This window comes from Crossiella sp. NPDC003009, from assembly GCF_053591555.1.
On sequence record NZ_JBSFUA010000046.1, the window covers coordinates 48,785 to 68,682 of the forward strand.

The window sequence follows — 19,898 nt, forward strand, 5'->3', positions numbered from 1 at the left end:
TTATTGCCGGGGTGCCTGCGCCAATCAGTCCTCGCGCAGCCGCCAGGCGGTGAGCGCGAGCCGGGCCCTGGTCAGTCCGGCGGGCTCGGTCAGCTCGATGCCCAGGGTCCGGCCGATCTGGGTGAGCCTGCGGGCGACGCTGCTGTGGTGCAGGTGCAGCGTGTCGGCGGCCTGGCGGACGGAACCGGTGGCGCAGTAGGCGTCCAGGGTGTCCAGGTCGTCTGCGGCGGTGGCCAGGCGGTCGATCGCGGCGACGTCCTTGTTGTCCCGCAAGGCTTCCTGGGGGATGTGCGCGAGCAGGGCCAGTGCGCCCAGGTCGTCGTGGTGCACCACCGGCTGGCGGTCGCTGGTGAAGCGCAGCGCGGTGCGGGCCTGCCGCCAGGACCGGTCGGGGCGGTCGGCGGCGCCGATGCCCGCGCGGGTGTCGGCCGGGAAGCGGGCCGGGTCCACGGTGGGGGCCAGGATGACGCCGACCTCGGCCAGTGGCGCGGCCTTCACCGGGTGCGCGGGACAGACCAGGCCGCCGATCCGGTCCAGCGGGCGGGGCGAGCGGACCGCGATGGCGCGCAGCGGCCGGTCGGCGGGGAAGCCGAGCAGGCGCAGGGCGCGGGACCTGGCCGCGTCGTCGGTGTCGGGGCTGATCACCAGTTCGATCAGGGCCGGGTCGGCCATGGTGGTGCTGGCCGGGCCGTAGCGTTCCAGCACCGCGGCCGCGCCCAGGGCCAGGCGGTCCAGCAGCAGCTCGTCCAGGGGACCGGGCGGGGCGGGGCGTTCCAGCCAGACCGTGCCGATCTCCTCCTCGTCCAGGGTGATCGGCGTGCTGGTGGAGGCGGGCGCGGGCGGTGCGGGCGCCGGGCGGCCGTCCGGGCCGACCCTGATCACCCGGCCGGTGCCGTGCAGGCGGATCCCGGCCACGCACTCGGCCAGCGCGGCCGAGGCCCTGGCCAGCGCGGGCAGGTCGACCCGCCGGCGGATCAGGGTGTCGAAGTACATCACCACCCGCAGCGCGCCGCCCGCCTCCGAGTCCAGGTGCGACAGTCGCTGGGCCAGTGCCTCCATGCGCCGGAGGATAGCGACGATCGGCGCGTGCGGGTGGTGGAATGCGCGACGCCCGGCGGAGGATCTTGACGGGGGAGCCGGGCAGCATTCGGGGCATGGATCCCGAACTCGAAGCGTTCCTGCCCATGTTCCCGGTGTCCGACCTGTCCGATCCGGTCGCGGCGCGGGCGAAGCTGGCCGGGGTGATCGCCTCGGTGCCGCCGCCGGACACCTCGGAGCTGGTGGTCGAGGACCACCTGGTGCCCGCGGATCCGCCGGTGCCGGTGCGGGTCTACCGGCCGCCGCACGCCAGGGGCGCGGTGATCTGGCTGCACGGCGGCGGTTTTGTCATGGGGGATGTGCACACCGAGCACCCGTGGGCCGCCCGGCTCGCGGACAGCTCCGGCGAGATGGTCATCTCGGTGGGCTACCGGCTGGCCCCGGAGCACCCGTTCCCGGCCGCCCTCGACGACGCCTACGCGGTGCTGGCCTGGGCGAGCGAGAACGCGGACCGGCTGGGCATCGACCCCGGCCGGATCGCGGTCGGCGGGCACAGCGCCGGCGGCGGCATCGCGGCCGCGGTGGCCCTGCGGGCGCGCGAGGAGCAGCGGCTGCCGGTGTGCTTCCAACTGCTCAACCAGCCCGCGCTGGACGACCGGCAGGAGAGCTGGTCAGCGCGCACCTTCACCGACACGCCCTGGTGGAACCGGGCCAAGAGCACCGCGGCCTGGGCGCACTACCTGGGCGGCGCGCCCGCCTCGCCGTATGCCGCCCCGGCGCGGGCCGCCGATCTGACCGGGCTGCCACCGGCCTACCTCGCCACCGCCGAGCTGTGCCCGAACCGGGATGAGGACATCGCCTACGCGCTGCGCCTGTTGCAGGCCAACGTGCCGGTCGAGCTGCACCAGTGGTCGGGCACCTTCCACGGCTCGCACGCGCTGATCTCCGCGGAGATCTCGCAGCGGCAGAACGCCGAGCTGGCCGGGGCGCTGCGCCGGGCGCTGGCCGGATGAGCGCGATGCCGGAAACGACCCCCGGCGTGGCCGCGTTGCCGGAAACGACCCCCGGCGTGGCCGCGTTGCCGGAAACGACCCCCGGCGTGGCCGCGTTGCCGGAAACGACCCCCGGCGTGGCCGCCTTGCTGCGCCCGTACCTGGGCGGTTTCGCATTTGTCCTGCTGTCCCAGCTGATCGGCGCGGTCGCGGGACTCGCCCCACTGCTGGCGGTGGTCGAACTCGGCCGGGTGCTGCTCTCGCCGGGGCCGGTCGACCACGGGCACGTCTGGCTGGTGGTGCTGCTGGGCGCGGCCGGGATGTTCGTGCGGCTACTGGGCACCGCGGCCTCCTCCGGGGTCGGGCACCTGCTGGACGGGCGGGTGCAGCTGGCGTTCCGGCGGCGGCTGGCCACGCACCTGGGGCGGGTGCCGATCAGCTGGTTCGCCCGGCGCCGCAGCGGTGAGCTGGCCACGGTGGTGGAGCAGGACGTGAGCGCGATGCACCCGCTGATCGCGCACGTGCCGGGCGAGCTGGTCTCCGCGTTCGTGGTGCCGCTGGTGTCGCTGTTCTACCTGTTCACCGTGGACTGGCGGCTCACGTTGATCACGTTGATCCCGCTGGGCGTGGCGGTGGCGCTGATCCCGCTGCTGTCGGCCCCGTCCCTGCGGCGCGCGGAGGTGGCGCGGGACGCGGCGATGGCCCGGATCTCCAGCGCCGCGGTGGATTTTGTGCAGGGCATCGCGGTGGTCAAGACCTTCGGTGGCGGCGAGCGGGCGCACCACGAGTTCCGCGCCGCGGCCGAGGACTTCGCCGAGGTCCTGCGCCGCTGGGTGCGCGGGGCCTCCCGGATCGCCGCCGGACTCCAGCTGGCGCTCTCCCCGCCGTTCGTGCTGCTGGTGGTGCTCATCGGCGGCACCGCGCTGATCACCGACGGCTCGCTGGCCCCGGCCGACCTGCTGCCGTTCCTGTTGCTGGGCCTGGGTTTGACCGCCCCGCTGGCCGCGATCGGGCACGGCCTCGACCCGGTGCGGACCGCCCGGCGCGCCCTCGGCCGCATCCGCGACGTGCTCGCGGTGCCGCCGCTGCCGGAACCGGAGAACCCCGCTGCGCCGCAAGGACATCAGGTGGAACTCCGGGACGTGCGGTTCGGTTACGAGGCCGGGCACGAGGTGCTGCGCGGGATCGACCTGGTGCTCAGACCCGGCACGGTCACCGCGATCGTCGGGCCCTCGGGCAGCGGCAAGTCCACCCTGGTGCAGCTGCTGCCCCGGTTCTTCGACCCGGACCACGGCGCGGTCCTGCTCGGTGGGGTCGACCTGCGCGAGCTCGGCAGCCACCAGCTCCGTCGCCTGGTTTCCTTTGTCTTCCAGGACGTTCGGCTGTTGCGCGCCTCGGTGGCCGACAACATCGCGCTGGCGGTGCCCAGCGCCGGCCGCGCCGAGGTGGAGCACGCCGCCCGGCAGGCCCACATCCACGACCGGATCCTGGAGCTGCCGCGCGGCTACGAGTCGGTGATCGGCGAGGACGCCGGGCTCTCCGGCGGTGAGGCGCAGCGGATCGCGCTGGCCCGCGCGCTGCTCGCGGACGCGCCCGTGCTGGTGCTGGACGAGGCCACCGCCTTCGCCGACCCGCGCACCGAACGGGCGGTGCGCCACGCACTGTCCACAATGGCCAGTGACAGGACGCTGCTGGTCATCGCGCACCGCCTGGAGACCGTGGTTGAGGCCGACACCGTGGTGGTGCTGGACAACGGCACGATCGCCGAACAGGGCAGCCCGGCGGAGCTGCTGGCACAGAACGGAAAGTTCGCCGAGTTCTGGCGATCCCACCACGCCGCGACGGGAGACCGACGATGATCCGCACGATGTTGCGCGTGCTGGGCGAGGAACACGCCCGCCCGCTGCGCCGCACGGTGGCGCTGATGACGGCCACCGCGGTCGCCGAGGGCCTGTCCTACGCGCTGCTGGTCCCGGTGCTGCGCGCGCTGTTCAGCGAGGATCCCGGTTCCGCCTGGCCGTGGCTGCTCGCTTTTGGCGCGGCGGTCGCCGGGTACGCGGTGCTGCGTTACGTCGGTGACCTGGCCGGGTTCCGGGTCGGGATCTCGTTGCTGCGCGGGATGTACCGCCGCCTCGGCGACCACCTGGCCCGGCTGCCGCTGGGCTGGTTCACCGCGGGCCGGGTCGGCGAGGTGTCGGTGCTGGCCAGCCAGGGTGTGTTGCAGGCCATGGGAATTCCGGCGCACCTGCTGGGGCCGTTCATCTCCGCCAGCGTGACCCCGCTGACCATCGTGGTCGTGCTGCTGGCCTACAACTGGCAGCTGGGCCTGGCCGCGCTGCTCGCCGCGCCGGTGGTGGCCGCCACGCAGGTCTGGACCGGCCGGTCGATGGCCCGCACCGACGCCGAGCGCACCAGGCTCGGCGACGAGGCCGCCGCGCGCGTCATCGAGTACCTCCAGGCCCAGCCGGTGCTGCGGGCCGGTGGCCGGACCACCGAACGCTTCCGGCTGCTCGACGACTCGCTGCACGAGCTGCACCGCTCCTCCCGCCGCGCCGTGCTGTCCGTGCTGCCCGGCGTGGTGGGCCTGACCGTCACCGTGCAGGCGGTGTTCACCGCGCTGCTGGCCCTGGGCGCGCACCTCGCCCTCGGCGGGCAGACCGGGGTGGCCGAGGTGCTGGCGGCCCTGGTGCTGGCCGCCCGCTGCGCCGACCCGCTGCTCACCCTGACCGACCTGAGCGGCCAGCTCCGCGCCGCCCAGGTCGACCTGACCAGGCTGGACACCGTGCTGCACACCAAACCCCTGCCCCAAGCCAGCACACCGGTCGAGCCAGCCCACCACGGCCTGGAGCTCGACGCCGTCACCTTCCACCACGACAACCGCAAGGTCATCAACGACCTGTCGCTGACCGTGCCCGCGGGCCAGCGCCTGGCCGTGGTCGGTCCGTCGGGCGCGGGCAAGACCACACTGCTGCGCCTGCTCGCCCGCTTCTACGACGTCGACGCGGGCACGGTCCGCCTGGGTGGTGCGGACGTGCGCGAGATCGGCCCGGAGGCGCTGATGTCCCGGATCGCCATCGTCTTCCAGGACGTCTACCTCTTCGACGGCACCATCGAGGACAACATCCGCCTCGGCCGCCCCGGCGCCACCGAGGCCGAGCTGCGCGCGGCGGCGACCGCGGCCCGCCTGGACGAGGTGGCCGCCCGCCTGCCGAACGGTTGGTCGACCCAGGTCGGCGAGGGCGGCGCGCGCCTGTCCGGCGGCGAACGCCAGCGCGTCTCCATCGCCAGGGCCCTGCTCAAGAACGCGCCCATCGTGCTGCTGGACGAGGTGACCTCCGCCCTGGACCCGGTGAACGAGGCGGCCGTGCACGAGGGCATCCAGCGCCTGATGGCCGGCCGCACGGTGGTCCTGGTGGCACACCGGCTGAGCACGGTTCGCAGCGCCGACCGGGTGGTGTTCCTGGACGGCGGCCGGGTCGTGGAGTCGGGCAGCCACGAGGAGCTGCTGGCCAGGGGCGGGCGCTACGCCGGGTTCTGGGAGATCGCGATGACGCCGGGCTGACTCACCGGAAGTGACGACCCAGGCGATCGCACAGCTCGTCAATCTCCTGGGCGGTCACCCGCGGCGCGCCGGCCCAGTCGTGACTGTCCATCCAACCGATGTGCGCGGGCGTGCTGGGGTGGCGGGCGAAGACGTGCTGGTGGAAGTGCGCCACCCCGCGCCCGACAATGGCGGAGAAGACGAACTCGGGCGCCAGCTCGGCCCGAAGCGCCCGGGACGCCTGCCAGACCGCCTGCGCGACCGCGCCGACCTCCGCCGGTTCCAGTGTGTCAAGGGTGGGAGTGTGGCGGCGGGTCTCGACGAACAGGTAGCCGGGGAAGCCGGTGCCGGTGACGTCGGCGGCGCGGTGCGAGACCACGAGCAGCTCGGAAGCCCAGACCAGGGGAGCGGCCAGTGGACCGGTGCCGTGGTGCTTGGCGCAGATCAGGCAGTGCTCGGACGGTGACACAGTCCATGCATACACCACGGCCGAACGCGGGTTCCGGTAGCCGGCCAAAGTGACCGGAGCTCAGGGCGCTCAGCGGATTCGCCCAGGGAAGGGCTCGGTCATCTGCTCGCGCTCGGGGCCGTGATTGTGGCGGATGATCAGCTCGCACGAGGAGGAGCTGAAGTGGGCGCCAAACAATGGCAGCTTCCTCAAGTCCAATTGGGAGGCCGTGCATGCCTTGCGGCGCAAGATGCTGGTCTCTGCGGCCCGGTGCCGGATCAAGACGGTCGTAGTGATCATTGACCATAAGCAGGAGCGGGCGCTACGCCGGGTTCTGGGAGATCGCGATGACGCCGGGCTGACTCACACCACGGCCCGGCGCCGGAATGTCCGGACACTCGCCGGAGCGAAGATCAGCAGCGCCAGGCCCAGCGCGGCGAGGCAGAGCCACCCCGGCAGGTGCGCGATGTGCGGGGTGAGCGTGCCCCGGAGGCCTTCGCTGACGTAGGTCATCGGGTTGAGCGCGCAGAGCGCCTGGAACCACGGCACCGCGCGGAGTTCGCGGAACGGGAACTGCGCCGACCCGGTGAACAGCAGCGGTGGCATCACTAATGAGAAGGTCAGGCCGATCCGGGTCGGGGGCACCAGCGAGCCGATGGTGACCCCGACCGCGCCGCCGGTGAGCGCGCCGAGCACGGTGAAGGCCAGCGCGGCGGGCACCCCGGAGACCGGCCAGTCGAGCTCGCCGAGCACAACGGCGCCGACCGGCACCATCAGCACCGCGGTGATGACGCCGCGGGCCGAGGCGGCCACGATCCGCTCCGCCACGATCCAGGGCAGGCTCACCGGCGCGCGCAGGCGGTTCTCCACCGCGCGGGTGGCGAACTCCATGGCCAGCGGGAACGAGGCGTTCTGTGCCGAGGCGAAGAACGCGTTCAGCGCCACCAGGCCGGGCAGCAGCAGCTGGGCGTAGCCGGGCGGGGTGTAGCCCAGCGTGCCCAGCACCTTGCCGAAGACCAGCAGCAACAGCAGGGGCTGCATGAGCACCTGGGCCAGCACGCTGCCGAGCTGCCGCCGGATCACCACCAGGTCGCGCTCCAGCAGACCCCAGAACACCCGCAGCCGCATATGACAAGCTTACGCTTAATATAATCGCCTGTAAGGGTCACTCTTCCCGAATATAGGAAGTGCTAGCGTGGTTTCATGAGCGATGCCGCGACCACCGCCGACACCGTGCGCTGGGCGGTGTCCCGGCTGTCCTCGCGGTTGCGCGGCCAGCAGGCGGACGAGGCGAGGTCGCTGACCAGGGTTGGCGCGTCGGTGCTGGCGAACCTGCGGCACAGCGGCCCGCTGACGGTCACCGCGCTGGCCGCCATCGAGGGCCTGCAACCCCAGTCGCTGACCCGCGTCCTGCACGCGCTCGAAGCCGACGGCCGGGTGTCCCGCAGGCGGGACGAGCAGGACCGGCGGGCTCAGCGGGTGGAGATCACCGAGGCCGGGCACGCGGCGCTGCGGGAACACGTGCGCGCGGGCAACCGGTGGCTCGCCGAGGCGTTCGAGCAGGTGCTGACCCCCGCCGAACGGGAGATCGTGCGGGTGGCAGGCGAACTGCTGCTCCAGGTGGCCCGGCATGGCGAGCACGGGCCGGGCGGCGCCGGAGCGGCCCCGCCGCTGTGAGGCCGCGGACTCAGCCGGGCTTGCGGCGGTCCTCCGGCCGGAGCGTCGCCGTGCCCCGGTCCAGGTCGATGCCCAGTGGCGGTGGCGCGCCCTGGGCCTGGTCCTCGGCCATCATCGACATGGACTGGCGGTGTTCCAGCTCGGTCCGCTTGGTGCCGTAGAAGGTGGCGGTCAGCTCGTTGACGTAGGTGCCGGTCAGCGGGGTGCCGCGGCGGCGGTCGCGGCGGTGGCGCAGCAGCTCGTACACCCCGACCGCGACCATCAGCAGCACGAAGCCGGGCACCGTCCACAGCATCGCGTTCTCCACGGCTGGTTCAACGCCACCATCAGCGCGCTGGTTCCCCGGCCAGCAGCGGCAGTGGGGCGAAGGTGTGGTGCTGCCAGATCAGGCGGGACGCCTCCTCCGGGTAGGCGGTGACGGTGGGCTGGGCGTCGAAGACCTGGGTCAGGCGCTGTTCCGGGTCGTAGGCCGGCCAGCCGGGGTCGCCGTGAGTGGCGAAGGCGGTCCACGCGGCGCGCATCCGGGCCGAGAGCGGTTCGGCCTCGGACAGCTCGCCGCCGAGCAGCATCGCGGGCTGGCCCTGTGCCAGGGTGCCGAAGACCAGTGGCACGTCCAGGCCGTGGCAGGCGCCGAGCAGGCCGTCCATGCCGGGGGCGGGCCAGGTCAGCTCGTAGAGGTGGGCCCGGCCGCCGCCGACGGCCTGGGCGTGTGCCAGGCGCAGGGACGGCATCCGGAACAGCCAGTCGGAGTTGACCAGGTCGTACAGCTCGTCCGGGCCGGCCTGCGGATGGTGCTCGCGGTAGCGGGCCGGGCCGTCGGGGCCGGGGGCGAAGTGCGCCAGCGCGGTGGCCGCCTGTTCCTCGGTGACCTGGCCGAGCAGGCCGTGCACCAGGGCGAGCAGGCGGTCCTCGTGGCGGACGTGGCCCGCGATGAGCTCGACGTCCCGGCCCGCGCCCTCGGCCAGCGCCTGCCACGGGGTGACCGGCAGCAGGTCGCCGTCGACCACGGGCGCGAACGGGATCAGCTTGTGCGCGGCCTGTCCCCAGCGGTCAGCCCACTGGCCGATCTTGGCGATGACGGTGTCCCCGGCCGCGGGCAGCGTCAATGGGTCCACAGTGGACAGATCGGTGACGGTGGCCCGCAGTCCCAGTTCGGCGGCGCAGACCGCGGCGATGTCCGCGGCCAGCTCGGGAGTGAAGAAGGTGCCCTGCACGCTCTGCGCGATCGCCCGGTGGAACAGCCCGCGAGCCCGGGGCATCGCCAGCAGCGCCGCGACCGACCCGGCACCGGCGGACTGGCCGAAAATCGTTACCTGGTCAGGGTTTCCGCCGAAACTCCGGATGTTGTCGCGCACCCATTCCAACGCGGCCAGCTGGTCGAGCAGACCTCGGTTGCCCGGTGCGCCCTCGATCTGGGCGAAACCCTCGAAGCCCACCCGGTAGTTGAACGTCACCACCACCACGCCGCCGTCCCGCGCAAGCCGGGTGCCGTCGAACTCCGGCAGGCCGGCCATGCCGATGGTGTAAGCGCCACCCTGGATCCACGCCATGACCGGCAGATCCGCGCCGAGGCCGGGGGTGAACACGTTGACCGTCAGCCAGTCCTCGCCCGGCGTCTCCCCGGCCAGCGTGTCCATGCCGAACACCCCGGGCTGGGGCGGCGGCGGACCGTAGGACACGGCCTCGCGCACCCCGTCCCAGCCCCGCACGGGTTGTGGCGCGGCGAAGCGCAGCGCGCCCACCGGCGGCTCGGCGAACGGGATCCCGCGGAACACCTCCAGCCCCGCCTCCCTGGCCCCGCGCACCATCCCCGCCGTCGTGCGGACCTCGGTCATCGCCACTTCCTCTCGCCACGGCAGGACACCGTGGCGGATCATTCCCACCGCTTCGTGCGCAGCGCCAACCAATTACCCGGCCGCGTGCCCTTTCCGGCGTCCGCGCGGGCGGGCGTCCCTGCCTGATCGGGCACCCGAACCCCGGCGGCCGCCGATGGCCTTTCCCTTATCCTGGGCCCGTTTCGGCGACAGCGGAGGCCAGGCATGTCCGGGGGTCACTCTCGGTCCGGGTGGTGGTGGCTGGCCGGTGGCGGCCTGCTGGTCGCGGCCGGGCTGATCGCCGGTGGGGTGCTCTTCGGCGGGCCCGAGGTGCAGAAGCTCACCGCGATCGCCAGTCCGCTGATCGCGCTGGCCGCACTGGTGCCCAGTTACGTCGGCATGCGGCGGCAGCGCAAGAAGATCACCCCGGCGGACCGGGAAGCGGCGCTCGCCGACCTCGCCGAGGACCTCCGGCGGCAGTGGGCGGCCGAGGCCGCCGTGCGCGCGGTGCGGCGGCCCGCGCCGATCCGGGTGCGCTGGTCGGCCACCGGCCACCCGGTCGCCGCCTCCCCGGCCGCGGTGCTGGGCGCGGCCGCGGTGCCCAGCACACCGAGCAGGCTCAACCTCTCCGGCGATGTGGCGGATGTGGCGGCCAAGTACCGGAAACTGCCCAACCGGCAGCTGGTCGTGCTGGGCGAGCCGGGCGGCGGCAAGTCCACCATGGCCATGCTGCTCGTGCTGGACCTGCTCGCCGACCGGGAGCCCGCGGACCCGGTGCCGTTCCTGGTGAACCTGGCGCCGTGGCAGCCAGAGGAGGCGTTGCACGACTGGCTGGCCGGGCAGCTGGACCGGGCGCACTCGGGGCTGGGCGGGCGCGCGGAATGCCTGCGGTTCCTGGCTTCCGGGCGGGTGCTGCCGGTGCTGGACGGTTTCGACGAGCTGCCCGAGTGGCACCAGCAGGCCGCGCTGGCCGCCATCGACGAGGCGGTGGACGGCGGCAGACCGCTCATCCTCACCTGCCGCACCCAGGAGTACCTGGACCTGCTCACCCGCACCCGCTCGCCGCTGGCCAACGCCGCGGTGGTGGAGCTGGCCCCGGTCACCGCCGAGGACGTGCGCACCTTCCTGGACGTCAGCACGGACGCCCGGCCGCGCTGGCAGCCGGTGCTGGACCGGATCCGCGCGGAACCCGGCGGTGAGCTGGCGCTGGCGCTGTCCACCCCGCTGATGGTGTCGCTGGCGCGCACCGTCTACGCCGAGCCCGGCACCGAACCGGCGGAGCTGCTCGCGCTGCCGGACCGCGAGGCGGTGCAACGACATCTGCTGGAGGCCTTCGTCCCGTCGCTCTACCCCGAACGCGACTCCCGATATCCGGTCGCGGACGTGGTGGAGTGGCTGACGGTGCTGGCCTGCTACCTCGGCCACTGGGAGATCAACGGCATCGCGTGGTGGGAGCTGCACTACGCGCTGCCCCGGTTCCGGAGCTGGTTGCTCCGGCTGCTGCACCCCGTGGTCCCGGTCGGCGGCCTGCTCGGCCTGGCCGCCGGGGTGGCCGCGGAGCACTGGCTGGAGCTGTGGCCGGTGTGGTTGCCCGCGACGGCGGCGGGCCTCCTGCTCGGCCTGCCGGCCGGCCGGCGCTGGGGGCCTGCGGACCCGAAACCGGTCAGCGACCGGGGAATCCGCGCGGCTCGCCGGTCGGCCCTGGTCCCGGCCCTGCTGGTGACCGCGCTGATGGCGCTCGGCATCTTCGTCAGCCTGCCGCAGTTCCTCCGCGCGTCCCTGTCCGCGATCGCCTGGCCTGCCGGGTTGATCGTGGTGATCGTGGCCGCGGTGATCTGGGCGTTCAGCTATGGCGACCACCTGGGGGACCAGCCGCTGGACTTCGACCGCGAGCCCGCGGAGCTGGTGCGCGCCGACCGCAGGTACGCCCGCAGTCAGCTGCTACAGCTGGTGGTGCCGGGCCTGCTCGGCGGGATCCTGGCAGTGGGCGGGCTGTCCGGCACGGCGCGGCCGATCGTGGGCGTGACCGGGCTGCTGCTGGCCTACCTCTGCCTGTGCTGGCGGCTGCGGTACGCCTCCGCCACCTTCGCACTCACCCGCTGGCTGATGGCCGCGGACCGGTTGCTGCCCAGGGACCTGCTCGACTTCCTGCACGACGCCCACCAGCGTGGCGTGCTGCGGCGGGTCGGTCCGTTCTACGAGTTCCGGCACATCCTGCTCCAGGTCCACCTGGCTGAACGCCGGTGCGGGAGCACCCGGATCTGAGCTGCTCAGCGGCCGTATCCCGGTTTCCTCCTGGCAAAGGGATACGCGCCTGCCCTGGCCGCACAACCCTCCTCCCGGACAAGCTCCTGCCATGGCCGCTCCCGGCATGGGAGCGCCACTCTTCCCCGGAGGAACGTTGATGAACCTGACCAGGTTCGCCAGGCGTCTCGTCCCGCCGACAGTGGCGGTGGCGTTGCTGGCCAGTGGCCTGGCCGCGCCGAACGCGGTCGCGGCCGAACCGGGGATCACCCCTGAGCAGCTGTCGAACGCGTTGTTCAGCGCCGCCGTGCAGCTCAAGGACAACGGCCGCACCCACGACCGCAACCTGCTGCTCAGCGCCGAGCTGGTGGACTGGCGGGCCAAGAACCCGACTGCCTCCGCCGAGGCGCTGGACCGGCACGCCGCCGATGTGGAGAAGGTGGTGGGGCTGGCCCTGGCCCCGGCCAGCGGGCGGGACCTGGTGCCGGACAGCCTGGGCCGGGGGGTGGAGGCGCTCTACGCCATCCCCGAGGTGGACAAGGGCGGCACCCAGCTCAAGGTCCTGCTCGGCGCGCTGGCCACCCGCGACCTCAAGGCGACCACCGCGCCGGAGGAGCTGCGCGGAGTGCTAACCCAGATCACCGCCTCCTCGATCGAGATCGCGCCCACCATCTGGACCGCGCTGCGCCAGGCCGCGAACCGGGACGCCATCCTCAACAGCGCCTGGTCCGGCCGCTTCGGCAAGGCCACGGTCGCCGAGACCGCCGCCGTGGACCCGGCCGCCTCGCTGGACTCGCTCAAGGAGCTGCCGCAGATCAAGAAGGTCATCGACGTCGAGGCCATCCAGGCGGCGTTCCGGGAGGGCTTCACCCCGGGCATGGCGGCGCTGAACAAGCAGATCGCGCCACTGATCAAGGTGCTCGGCGACCCCAACTCGCCGGAGACGCCGCTGGGCAAGGCGCTGGCCTGGGTGAAGGAGCACGTCGACCCGCACACCGGGGAGATCAAGCGGCCGACCGAGGACAAGCTCAAGCAGTACGAAGAGGACGCCAAGCAGTTCGACAAGTACCTGGACGTGGTCAAGGGCGGGCTCACCGCCGTGGCGACCGTGGCCAAGGTGCTCAGTCCCCGCTACGCCAAGGACCTGGTCAAGTTCGCCGACACGCTCTACCAGCTCGGCAAGCACGTGGCTCCGATGATCAACGCGGTGGCCGCACTGGGCGCCGCGATCGCCACCGGCGCCGCGCTCGGCTCGGTGGTGCCCGCGATCGGCACCGTCATCGGCGCCGCGGTCGGCCTGGTCACCACCCTGGTCGCGCTGCTCGGCAGCGGCGGCGGCCCCAGCGCCGAGCTGCAGGCCATCCAGAACATGCACACCGAGATGCGGGAGAGCTTCAAGCAGATCAAGGCGTTCCTGGTGCAGTTCCACAAGGACGTCAACCTCCGCCTGGACCGCATCGACGCCACGCTCAACCAGATCTACGGCGACATGCTGCTGAAGTTCGACCAGGTGCTGCTGGCCATCGCGCAGTCCAACTTCCAGCTGACCCAGCAGATCAAGGACCTGCACTCGGCCCTGCTGGGCATCGCCACCAGCTTCCAGAGCGGTCACCAGCAGCTGATGGGCGCCCTCCAGGACGCGGCGGCCCTGCCGTTCAAGGAGACCGTCAAGAAGTACGTCGACTACGCCGCGCGGGAAGGCCGCCCGATCCCCTCCTACGACGGCGCGGGCGACAACTACAAGTCGGCCGCGGAGGGCTTCGCCAACGCCGGGGACATCCTGGCCAGGAGCAAGGTGTTCATGCGGGAGGCGCTCAACGTCCCGCCCGATGACATCCTCACCACCAACAACTCGACCTCCTCGGTGAACTACCTGACCAAGTGGGCGGTGGACAACTTCGGCTCGCAGTACGGGCAGGGCAACCCCGCCGGCGGGACACCGAACGCCGACCTGCTCGCCGCGGCCAGCCGCGCCTACGCCACCCTGATGAACCAGAACCCCGCCCTGTCCGCGCGGGAACCGCTGGTGGACAAGGACGGCAAGAAGACCGTGGCGCGGGTGCAGGACCTGCTCACCGCGGGCGAGGACGTGGTCGCGGCCGCCCGGCGGTTCAACCAGCCCCGGTTCAAGCCGCCCACCGGGCCATGGGTGGCGACCAACAGCCTGCTGACCGGTCTGCAGCAGGCGAACGCCGAGATCATGACCGGGCTGGCCAACGGCCTCAAGCGGTACGAGGCCGACCCCGCCGTGCAGGAGCCCGGCCGCCCGTTCAACCTGTGGGGCGACCGGAACCAGAAGGTCGACGGGTTCATCAAGCGGGACGACGTCAACGTGCCCAAGTGCGTGCCGACCGCCGAACCGCCCATCCCGGCCATGCCAGGGTTCGTCAAGAGCGACAAGCTGCCGGCCCCGGTGCGGCTGCTCAAACAGCTCTACCCCGGCATGGAGCTGCGGACCTGCTGGAGCGAGGTCCGGGTCAACAAGATCGATTACGAGCCCTACGACCTCGGCCGCACGGTGATCATCCCGTGCAAGTGGTCGCCGGACCCGCCGGTGGGCTGCACCAGGTTCGTGAGCAAGGGGTTCAAGAAGCACGTCGAGCTCAGGGTCTCCTTCGACGTCAAGGGCCGGGTCCCCGGTGAGGACTTCGAGCGGACCCTGGCCGGCCAGAGCGGGCTGGCCAGCTGGCAGCGGTGCGAGTTCCCCGGCTCCATCGTCGTCGATGACGAACCGCTGGATGAGGAGCACTGCCTGATGACCCCGGCGATCACCGAGAAGATGGTGCCGCTGCCGCCCCGGTACGAGTCCAACGGGACCATGTCGGACCTGTCCACCGACGTGACCCACCCGCTGCTGGACAAGACCCTGGCCCAGCGGCGGGCCGCCTACTACGGGCTGGTCGCCAACGACGTCAAGGGCGCGACCCCGAAGCTGGCCGAGGCCGGACAGGTCGACGCCAACCTGCGGCTGCTGCGCGCCTACCTGGAGATCGGCTTCCCGACCGCGCTGCAGAGCGACGAGCGCTTCCGGGAGCTGATCTACGGCACCAAGGCGATCCCGTCCTCGCTGAACATCCGCAAGATCAGGAACGAGGCAGGGCCGCTGGCCGAGCTGTTCGGCAAGGCGGCGCAGAACCTGGCCGAGCGCAGGGACCCGCTGCACGAGCAGAAGGTGTTCAGCCAGGCCGAGCTGCCCGGCTGCACCGCCGCCCCCGCCGAGATCACCACCCAGGACCCGGTGGCCCGCTGCCTGGTCACCGTCGCTGGGCTGCGCAGGGGCGGGCTGGGCGAGCGGATCGAGTACTACTCCACCGACCTGGTCGGCAACCCCGCCGCGCAGGACCCGCAGACCACCACCGCGCTGATGCGGGCGCTGCGGATCCAGGTCAAGGCCACCCACCCGGAGTTCCCCCTCGACCCGCCCGGCGAGACCGGCCCGGTGCCGCCCGCGGAGATCGGCAAGACCTTCGGCGGCCTCGGCGGCTCCTCGCGGGCCACCCTGGGCGGCAAGCACCACATGGTGTGGCAGGGCAGGCAGGACGAGGTGTTCGTGGCCACCAGCGAGGACGGTAGGACGTGGTGGCCCCCGGTCACCGTCTCCGGGCCGCACACCGCCGGTGACACCCCGGCCATCGCCGCCTTCCAGAACAGGCTGATCGCGGTGTGGCGCAGCGGCCCGTTCTCCTGGCAGGACGGCAACAACGACCGCACCCTGGCCGTGGCCACCAGCACCGACGGCCGGACCTGGACCGCGCCCGCCCGGCTGGTGCCTGCCACCGTCGGCACCGGCGGCATCAGCCTGTCCGTGCAGGGCGACAAGCTGCACCTGATCTTCCGCGGCGCGGGTGGGGACCAGGCCAAGTGGGTCACCTCCAGCCACGACGGCAAGAACTGGAAGCGGCCCAGGCTCACCGAGAACAACGGCGGCACCGCGGCCACGCCCGGACTGACCACCCTGGGCAACACCCTCGTCCAGCTCTGGCGGGGCGCCAATGACGACCAGGCACTGTGGTTCGCCACCAGTGGCAACGGCATCGACTGGAGCAACCAGCGGGTGCTGCCCGGCGGCGCGGCGCAGTCCGGGCCGAGCCTGACCGCGCACCACGGCAAGGCCTTCGCGGTCTGGCGCAACGGGGCCAACGACGGCCTGTCCGTCAGCGACACCGCCAACGGCGGAACCTGGGCCGTGCCAAGGGCATTGCACCCCGCCGCGCACGCCGTCGGGGTGCCCTCCCTTGGCGTGGTGGGCGGCAAGCTCGCCGCGATCTGGCGGGATGCCACCGACCAGAACCGGGTCAACGTCTCCACCAGCGCCGACGGCATCACCTGGTCCGCGCCCGAGCCGATCAGCAAGCTGTCCGCGGCCGCCCGGCACCAGCACAACGAGGCGCTGATCACCGAGGCGAACCAGCTGTGGGCCAGGAACGAGCGGGAAGCGGCCGTGGCCAAGGCCAAGCAGGCGCTGGTGCTGGCCAGGGAGCTGGTCAGGGAGCAGCCGTCCTACGCGACGACCCTGGGGGCCTGGATCCGGCAGCCGGTCAGCGGCTTCCTGGCCGAGACCGGCAAGCTGGACGAGGCGATCTCGCTGCTGGGCGAGGCGGTCACCCTCCACCGCAGGCTGGCCCAGCAGGAGCCGCAGAAGTTCGAGCACCAGCGCGACCAGGCGGAAGCCCTGGTGTGGCAAGGCATCCGCACCTGGGACAAGGGTGATCGGGAGCAGGGCCTCGACCGGGTGATGGCAGGCGTCGACCTGGCCCGCACCCTGGTGGCCAAGGGCCCGCGCTTCGCCACCGACTTCACCAGCTGGATCCGGCACCAGGCCAGCCACTACCTGGCCGAGACCGGCAAGGTGGACCAGGCGATCGCGCTGCTCGGCGAGGCGGTGGCCACCTCACGCCAGCTGCGGCGGCAGGAGCCGGACAAGCCTGAGCACGCGCTGCACGAGGCCGAAGCCCTGGTGTGGCAAGGCATCCGGCACTGGAACAAGGGCGAGAAGGACCAGGGCCGCGAGCGCACGATGGCAGGCGTCGACCTGGCCCGCACCATCGCTGCCAAGGGTTCGCGCTTCGGCGTCTCCTTCGCCTACTGGATCCGTTACCCGGCAAGCGGATACCTCGCCGAGAGCGGCAAGCTCACCGAGGCCGTCGCGCTGCTGGAGGAGGCCATCACCACCAGTCGCAGGCTGGCCCAGCAGGAGCCGGACAACCCCAACCACCGGCTGGACGAGGCGGAAGGCCTGGTCTGGCAAGGCATCCGCGTCTGGGACATGGGCGAGAAGGACCGGGGCCGCGACCGGGCGCTGGCAGGCGTCGACCTGGCCCGCACCCTGGTGACCAAGAGCCCGCGCCACGCCGCCAGCTTCGGCCACTGGATCCGTTACCCGGCAAGCGGATACCTGGCCGAGACCGGCAAGCGCCAGGAAGCCGTCGCGCTGCTCGGCGAAGCCGCCGCCACCTTCCGCCAGCTGAGTCAGCAGCACCCGGACAACCACGACTACAAGCTGCACGAGGCGGACTCCGTGCTCTGGCAAGGCATCCGCACCTGGGAGAAGGGCGACAAGCCCGGTGCGCTGGCCAAGGTGCGGGAGGGCCTGGCCGAGGCCCGCAAGGTGGCGGACAAGGGCGCACTCTACGCGGACCGGTTCGGCGGCTGGCTGCTGTACCCGGGCACGGACTACGCGCTGGGCAACGACCAGAAGCCGGAGGCGGTCGCGATGGCCAAGGAAGCGGTGGAGATCTACACCCGGCTCACCGCCGCCGACGCCAAGTACCAGCCAAAACTCGACGCGGCCAAGCAGAAGCTGACCGCACTCCAGGGCTAGCGGGAAAGGACAACCGCGATGGGACAACGCATGCGCACGCTGGCACTGGCCACCGCCGGACTGCTGGCCGCCACCGGCCTCACCCCGGCGACCGCCGTCGCCGCCGAGGACCTGCGGGTGATCACCGCCTCCTTCGACGGCCGCGCCGGTTGCCTGGCCCCGCTGTGGGGCAGCACGGACGCCGGCGCCTACATCAGCTACGAGCCGTGTGACCGGTCCAGGGCCCAGTTCTGGCGCATCCTCGATGGCGGCGGAGGTTGGGGCAGCTACCAGTCAGCCGCCTCGGGACTGTGCCTGACCGTGGTCAACGGCAGCACCGCTCAGGGTGAGGACGTCGTGCAGCAGCCCTGCACCGGCGCACCGAACCAGCTGTGGCGCTCGGTGCAACGCGACCCGTTCACCAAGTACTTGGAGAAGCACGCCAAGCACAGCGACAAGTGCCTGAGCGCGGGCTACACCCACCACACCCCGTCGGCGGAGGTGGTGCAGATGGACTGCCTGAACGTCAGCTGGCAAAAGTGGGCGGTCGACTCACTGGCCTGACCCGCCAGCCGGCCCGGATCGCCGCCACCGGGGGAACGGCGATCCGGGCCTTCCGCCGAACCCCTCCCAGGGGCAGCCCCGGTCGCGGTGACGCGGTGGTGGGAGTTGTTCGCCTAGAGCGGCAGGTCGCGGAGCTGGGCGCGGCTGGTGATGCCCAGTTTCGGGAACAGCCGGTACAGGTGTGAGCCGACCGTGCGCGGGCTCAGGAACAGGTGTTCGCCGATCTCGCGGTTGCTCAGTCCGCGCGCCGCCAGCCGCGCCACGGCCAGCTCCTGCGGGCTGAGCACCTCGCCCGCGGTGCCCCGCGCCGGTGCCGTGCCGCCCGCGGCGCGCAGTTCGGCGGCGGCCTGTTCGGCCCACGGGCGGGCGTCCAGGCGGGTGAACAGGTCGGCGGCGGTGGACAGCGGTGGCCGGGCCCGGGCCGGTTGGCCTTCGCGGCGCAGCCGGGCGCCCAGCTGTAGCGCGGTCCTGGCCAGCTCGAACGGGTGGTCGGCGGTCTCGGCGGCGGCCAGCGCGTGTTCGTGGTCGGCGAGCTCACCGGTGGCCAGGGCGCGCACCCGCGCGAACACCGCACGGATCCACGGGACCTCGCGCAGCGGCGAGTCCGTGGTCTCCGGCAGCAGGTTGTGCGCCAGGTCCGGGCGGTCCAGGCGGAGGGCGGCCTCGGCGAGGTCGGGCAGCGCGTGCAGGGTGACCAGCCGGTGTGAGCGTGGGCCGCCGTGCGCGGTCACCTCGCCGAGGCGGGTCAGTGCGGTGGCCGGGTCGCCTTCGGCGAGCGCGAGCAGGCCCAGCGCGTGGCTGGCCACCGCCGCGGCGGACCGCTGGCGCAGCGGCAGCGCGAGTTCCAGCGCCCGCGCGGCGTGTTCGCGGCAGTGCTCGGCCTGGCCCCTGGCGGCGGCGTAGCGGGCCAGCTGGGCGTGCAGGTTGGCCTGCTGGCCGCGCTGGCCGGTCTCGTGGGTCAGGCGCAGGCCCTCCTCGGCGGCGGCCACCCCGGCGTCCCAGTCGCCGGCGCGGTAGGCCAGGTCCGCCTGCCAGAACAGCAGCTCCACCAGCGAACCGGCCGAGCCCACCGCGCGCAGCTGGCCGCGGGCCGCCTCGGCGAGGGCGAGCGCCTGGCGGGCGTCCGGGCCGAGCCAGCCGATGGCCAGCACCCACATCCAGGCCCGGCCGCCGACCGCGGGCTGGGTCGGGGTCAGCTCGGCGAGCAGCCCCCACAGGTCGCATCCGGCTTGGATGGCCAGGTGCAGCCGCTCGCCCGCGCGGCGCACCGCGGGCGGCAGGTCGAGTTCGGCGATGCGGGCGGAGGCGGACTGGGCGGCGTCCAGGTCGTCGGCGTGGTAGGCGGCGTTGGCGGTGAGCACCAGCGTCCAGGCCGCTTCCAGTGGGTCGGCCAGCAGTTCGGCGCAGCGCTGGAGCTGCCGCCAGGCCAGGTCGGGGTGGCCGCTGTAGGCCTCGATGGTCGCGGTGAGCCTGGTCAGCACCACCGCGGGCGCGGGTTCGGCCATGATGTCGGCGGCCAGCGCGCGGGCGAGTTCGGGCTGCCCGGAGTCCAGTGCCACGAACGCCGCGGCCAGCAACCGGTCCCGGCGGCCCTCGGGTGTGGTGCTCAGCCGCGCGGCGTGCCGCAGCACGGCGGTGACCGCGGCCTCCCCTCCCCGGCCGCGCACCGACTCCGCGGTCCGCTCCAGCTCGGCGGCCAGCTCCTCGTCCGGTTCGGTGGCCGCGACCGCCCGGTGCCACACCGCCCGCTGCCGGTCGCCCCGCGCCGCGGCCTCCTCGG

13 protein-coding genes are annotated in these 19,898 nt (G+C 72.8%); 7 read left to right on the top strand and 6 right to left on the bottom strand.

The genetic code is table 11. The annotated features are described in order from the left end of the window. Nucleotides 1-24 precede the first annotated feature (24 nt). The gene (locus ACWDY5_RS33495) at nucleotides 25-1,059 is read right to left on the bottom strand and encodes a PucR family transcriptional regulator (protein ID WP_449726146.1); all 1,035 of its coding nucleotides are present in this window, start codon (nucleotides 1,057-1,059) and stop codon (nucleotides 25-27) included. Between the two features lie 95 nt (nucleotides 1,060-1,154). Here ACWDY5_RS33495 and ACWDY5_RS33500 point away from each other — a divergent pair, with 95 nt between their 5' ends. The 3 genes from ACWDY5_RS33500 to ACWDY5_RS33510 are packed head-to-tail and all read left to right on the top strand — an operon-like array spanning nucleotide 1,155 to nucleotide 5,592. Continuing rightward, nucleotides 1,155-2,051 carry an alpha/beta hydrolase gene (locus ACWDY5_RS33500; protein WP_449726147.1) on the top strand — a complete coding sequence of 299 codons (897 nt, stop codon included), beginning with the start codon at nucleotides 1,155-1,157 and terminating at the stop codon, nucleotides 2,049-2,051. Between the two features lie 5 nt (nucleotides 2,052-2,056). After that, nucleotides 2,057-3,889, top strand: a complete 1,833-nt coding sequence (locus tag ACWDY5_RS33505) for an ABC transporter ATP-binding protein (protein WP_449726148.1) — start codon at nucleotides 2,057-2,059, stop codon at nucleotides 3,887-3,889. Continuing rightward, on the top strand, nucleotides 3,886-5,592 hold the full coding sequence (locus ACWDY5_RS33510; protein ID WP_449726149.1) for an ABC transporter ATP-binding protein: 1,707 nt from the start codon (nucleotides 3,886-3,888) through the stop codon (nucleotides 5,590-5,592). The genes ACWDY5_RS33505 and ACWDY5_RS33510 overlap by 4 nt, the downstream gene beginning before the upstream one ends. Nucleotide 5,593: 1 nt before the next feature. Here ACWDY5_RS33510 and ACWDY5_RS33515 read toward each other — a convergent pair whose 3' ends face one another. Together ACWDY5_RS33515 and ACWDY5_RS33520 are read right to left on the bottom strand one after the other, a co-directional pair. After that, nucleotides 5,594-6,040: an HIT family protein gene (locus ACWDY5_RS33515; RefSeq protein WP_449726150.1), complete on the bottom strand. Its 447-nt coding sequence runs from the start codon at nucleotides 6,038-6,040 to the stop codon at nucleotides 5,594-5,596. A 342-nt stretch (nucleotides 6,041-6,382) separates the two neighbouring features. Beyond that, on the bottom strand, nucleotides 6,383-7,147 hold the full coding sequence (locus ACWDY5_RS33520) for an ABC transporter permease (RefSeq protein ID WP_449726151.1): 765 nt from the start codon (nucleotides 7,145-7,147) through the stop codon (nucleotides 6,383-6,385). A gap of 75 nt (nucleotides 7,148-7,222) precedes the next feature. Between ACWDY5_RS33520 and ACWDY5_RS33525 the strand changes: the two genes are divergently transcribed. Next, entirely contained in the window at nucleotides 7,223-7,696 is a 474-nt protein-coding gene (locus tag ACWDY5_RS33525; protein WP_449726152.1) for a MarR family winged helix-turn-helix transcriptional regulator, read from the top strand. A 10-nt stretch (nucleotides 7,697-7,706) separates the two neighbouring features. Here ACWDY5_RS33525 and ACWDY5_RS33530 read toward each other — a convergent pair whose 3' ends face one another. Together ACWDY5_RS33530 and ACWDY5_RS33535 are read right to left on the bottom strand one after the other, a co-directional pair. Next, nucleotides 7,707-7,991, bottom strand: a complete 285-nt coding sequence (locus tag ACWDY5_RS33530; protein ID WP_449726153.1) for a DUF6191 domain-containing protein — start codon at nucleotides 7,989-7,991, stop codon at nucleotides 7,707-7,709. A gap of 31 nt (nucleotides 7,992-8,022) precedes the next feature. Then, nucleotides 8,023-9,531 carry a carboxylesterase/lipase family protein gene (locus tag ACWDY5_RS33535; RefSeq protein ID WP_449726154.1) on the bottom strand — a complete coding sequence of 503 codons (1,509 nt, stop codon included), beginning with the start codon at nucleotides 9,529-9,531 and terminating at the stop codon, nucleotides 8,023-8,025. A 204-nt stretch (nucleotides 9,532-9,735) separates the two neighbouring features. Here ACWDY5_RS33535 and ACWDY5_RS33540 point away from each other — a divergent pair, with 204 nt between their 5' ends. The 3 genes from ACWDY5_RS33540 (at nucleotide 9,736) to ACWDY5_RS33550 (ending at nucleotide 18,118) form a co-directional block, all read left to right on the top strand. Next, nucleotides 9,736-11,775, top strand: a complete 2,040-nt coding sequence (locus ACWDY5_RS33540) for an NACHT domain-containing protein (protein WP_449726155.1) — start codon at nucleotides 9,736-9,738, stop codon at nucleotides 11,773-11,775. Nucleotides 11,776-11,914: 139 nt separating this feature from the next. Beyond that, nucleotides 11,915-17,575: an exo-alpha-sialidase gene (locus tag ACWDY5_RS33545; protein WP_449726156.1), complete on the top strand. Its 5,661-nt coding sequence runs from the start codon at nucleotides 11,915-11,917 to the stop codon at nucleotides 17,573-17,575. An 18-nt stretch (nucleotides 17,576-17,593) separates the two neighbouring features. Continuing rightward, nucleotides 17,594-18,118 carry an RICIN domain-containing protein gene (locus ACWDY5_RS33550; RefSeq protein WP_449726157.1) on the top strand — a complete coding sequence of 175 codons (525 nt, stop codon included), beginning with the start codon at nucleotides 17,594-17,596 and terminating at the stop codon, nucleotides 18,116-18,118. A 113-nt stretch (nucleotides 18,119-18,231) separates the two neighbouring features. Here ACWDY5_RS33550 and ACWDY5_RS33555 read toward each other — a convergent pair. Next, nucleotides 18,232-19,898, bottom strand: a 1,667-nt coding sequence (locus tag ACWDY5_RS33555; RefSeq protein ID WP_449726158.1) for a LuxR C-terminal-related transcriptional regulator, incomplete at its 5' end; no start/stop codon positions are given.

Bases quoted from the DNA above. Each gene is read 5' to 3' on its own strand.
- ACWDY5_RS33495 (WP_449726146.1), bottom strand. From the start codon at position 1,059: ATGGAGGCACTGGCCCAGCGACTGTCGCACCTGGACTCGGAGGCGGGC.
- ACWDY5_RS33500 (WP_449726147.1), top strand. From the start codon at position 1,155: ATGGATCCCGAACTCGAAGCGTTCCTGCCCATGTTCCCGGTGTCCGAC.
- ACWDY5_RS33505 (WP_449726148.1), top strand. From the start codon at position 2,057: ATGCCGGAAACGACCCCCGGCGTGGCCGCGTTGCCGGAAACGACCCCC.
- ACWDY5_RS33510 (WP_449726149.1), top strand. From the start codon at position 3,886: ATGATCCGCACGATGTTGCGCGTGCTGGGCGAGGAACACGCCCGCCCG.
- ACWDY5_RS33520 (WP_449726151.1), bottom strand. From the start codon at position 7,147: ATGCGGCTGCGGGTGTTCTGGGGTCTGCTGGAGCGCGACCTGGTGGTG.
- ACWDY5_RS33525 (WP_449726152.1), top strand. From the start codon at position 7,223: ATGAGCGATGCCGCGACCACCGCCGACACCGTGCGCTGGGCGGTGTCC.
- ACWDY5_RS33530 (WP_449726153.1), bottom strand. From the start codon at position 7,991: ATGCTGTGGACGGTGCCCGGCTTCGTGCTGCTGATGGTCGCGGTCGGG.
- ACWDY5_RS33535 (WP_449726154.1), bottom strand. From the start codon at position 9,531: ATGACCGAGGTCCGCACGACGGCGGGGATGGTGCGCGGGGCCAGGGAG.
- ACWDY5_RS33540 (WP_449726155.1), top strand. From the start codon at position 9,736: ATGTCCGGGGGTCACTCTCGGTCCGGGTGGTGGTGGCTGGCCGGTGGC.
- ACWDY5_RS33545 (WP_449726156.1), top strand. From the start codon at position 11,915: ATGAACCTGACCAGGTTCGCCAGGCGTCTCGTCCCGCCGACAGTGGCG.
- ACWDY5_RS33550 (WP_449726157.1), top strand. From the start codon at position 17,594: ATGGGACAACGCATGCGCACGCTGGCACTGGCCACCGCCGGACTGCTG.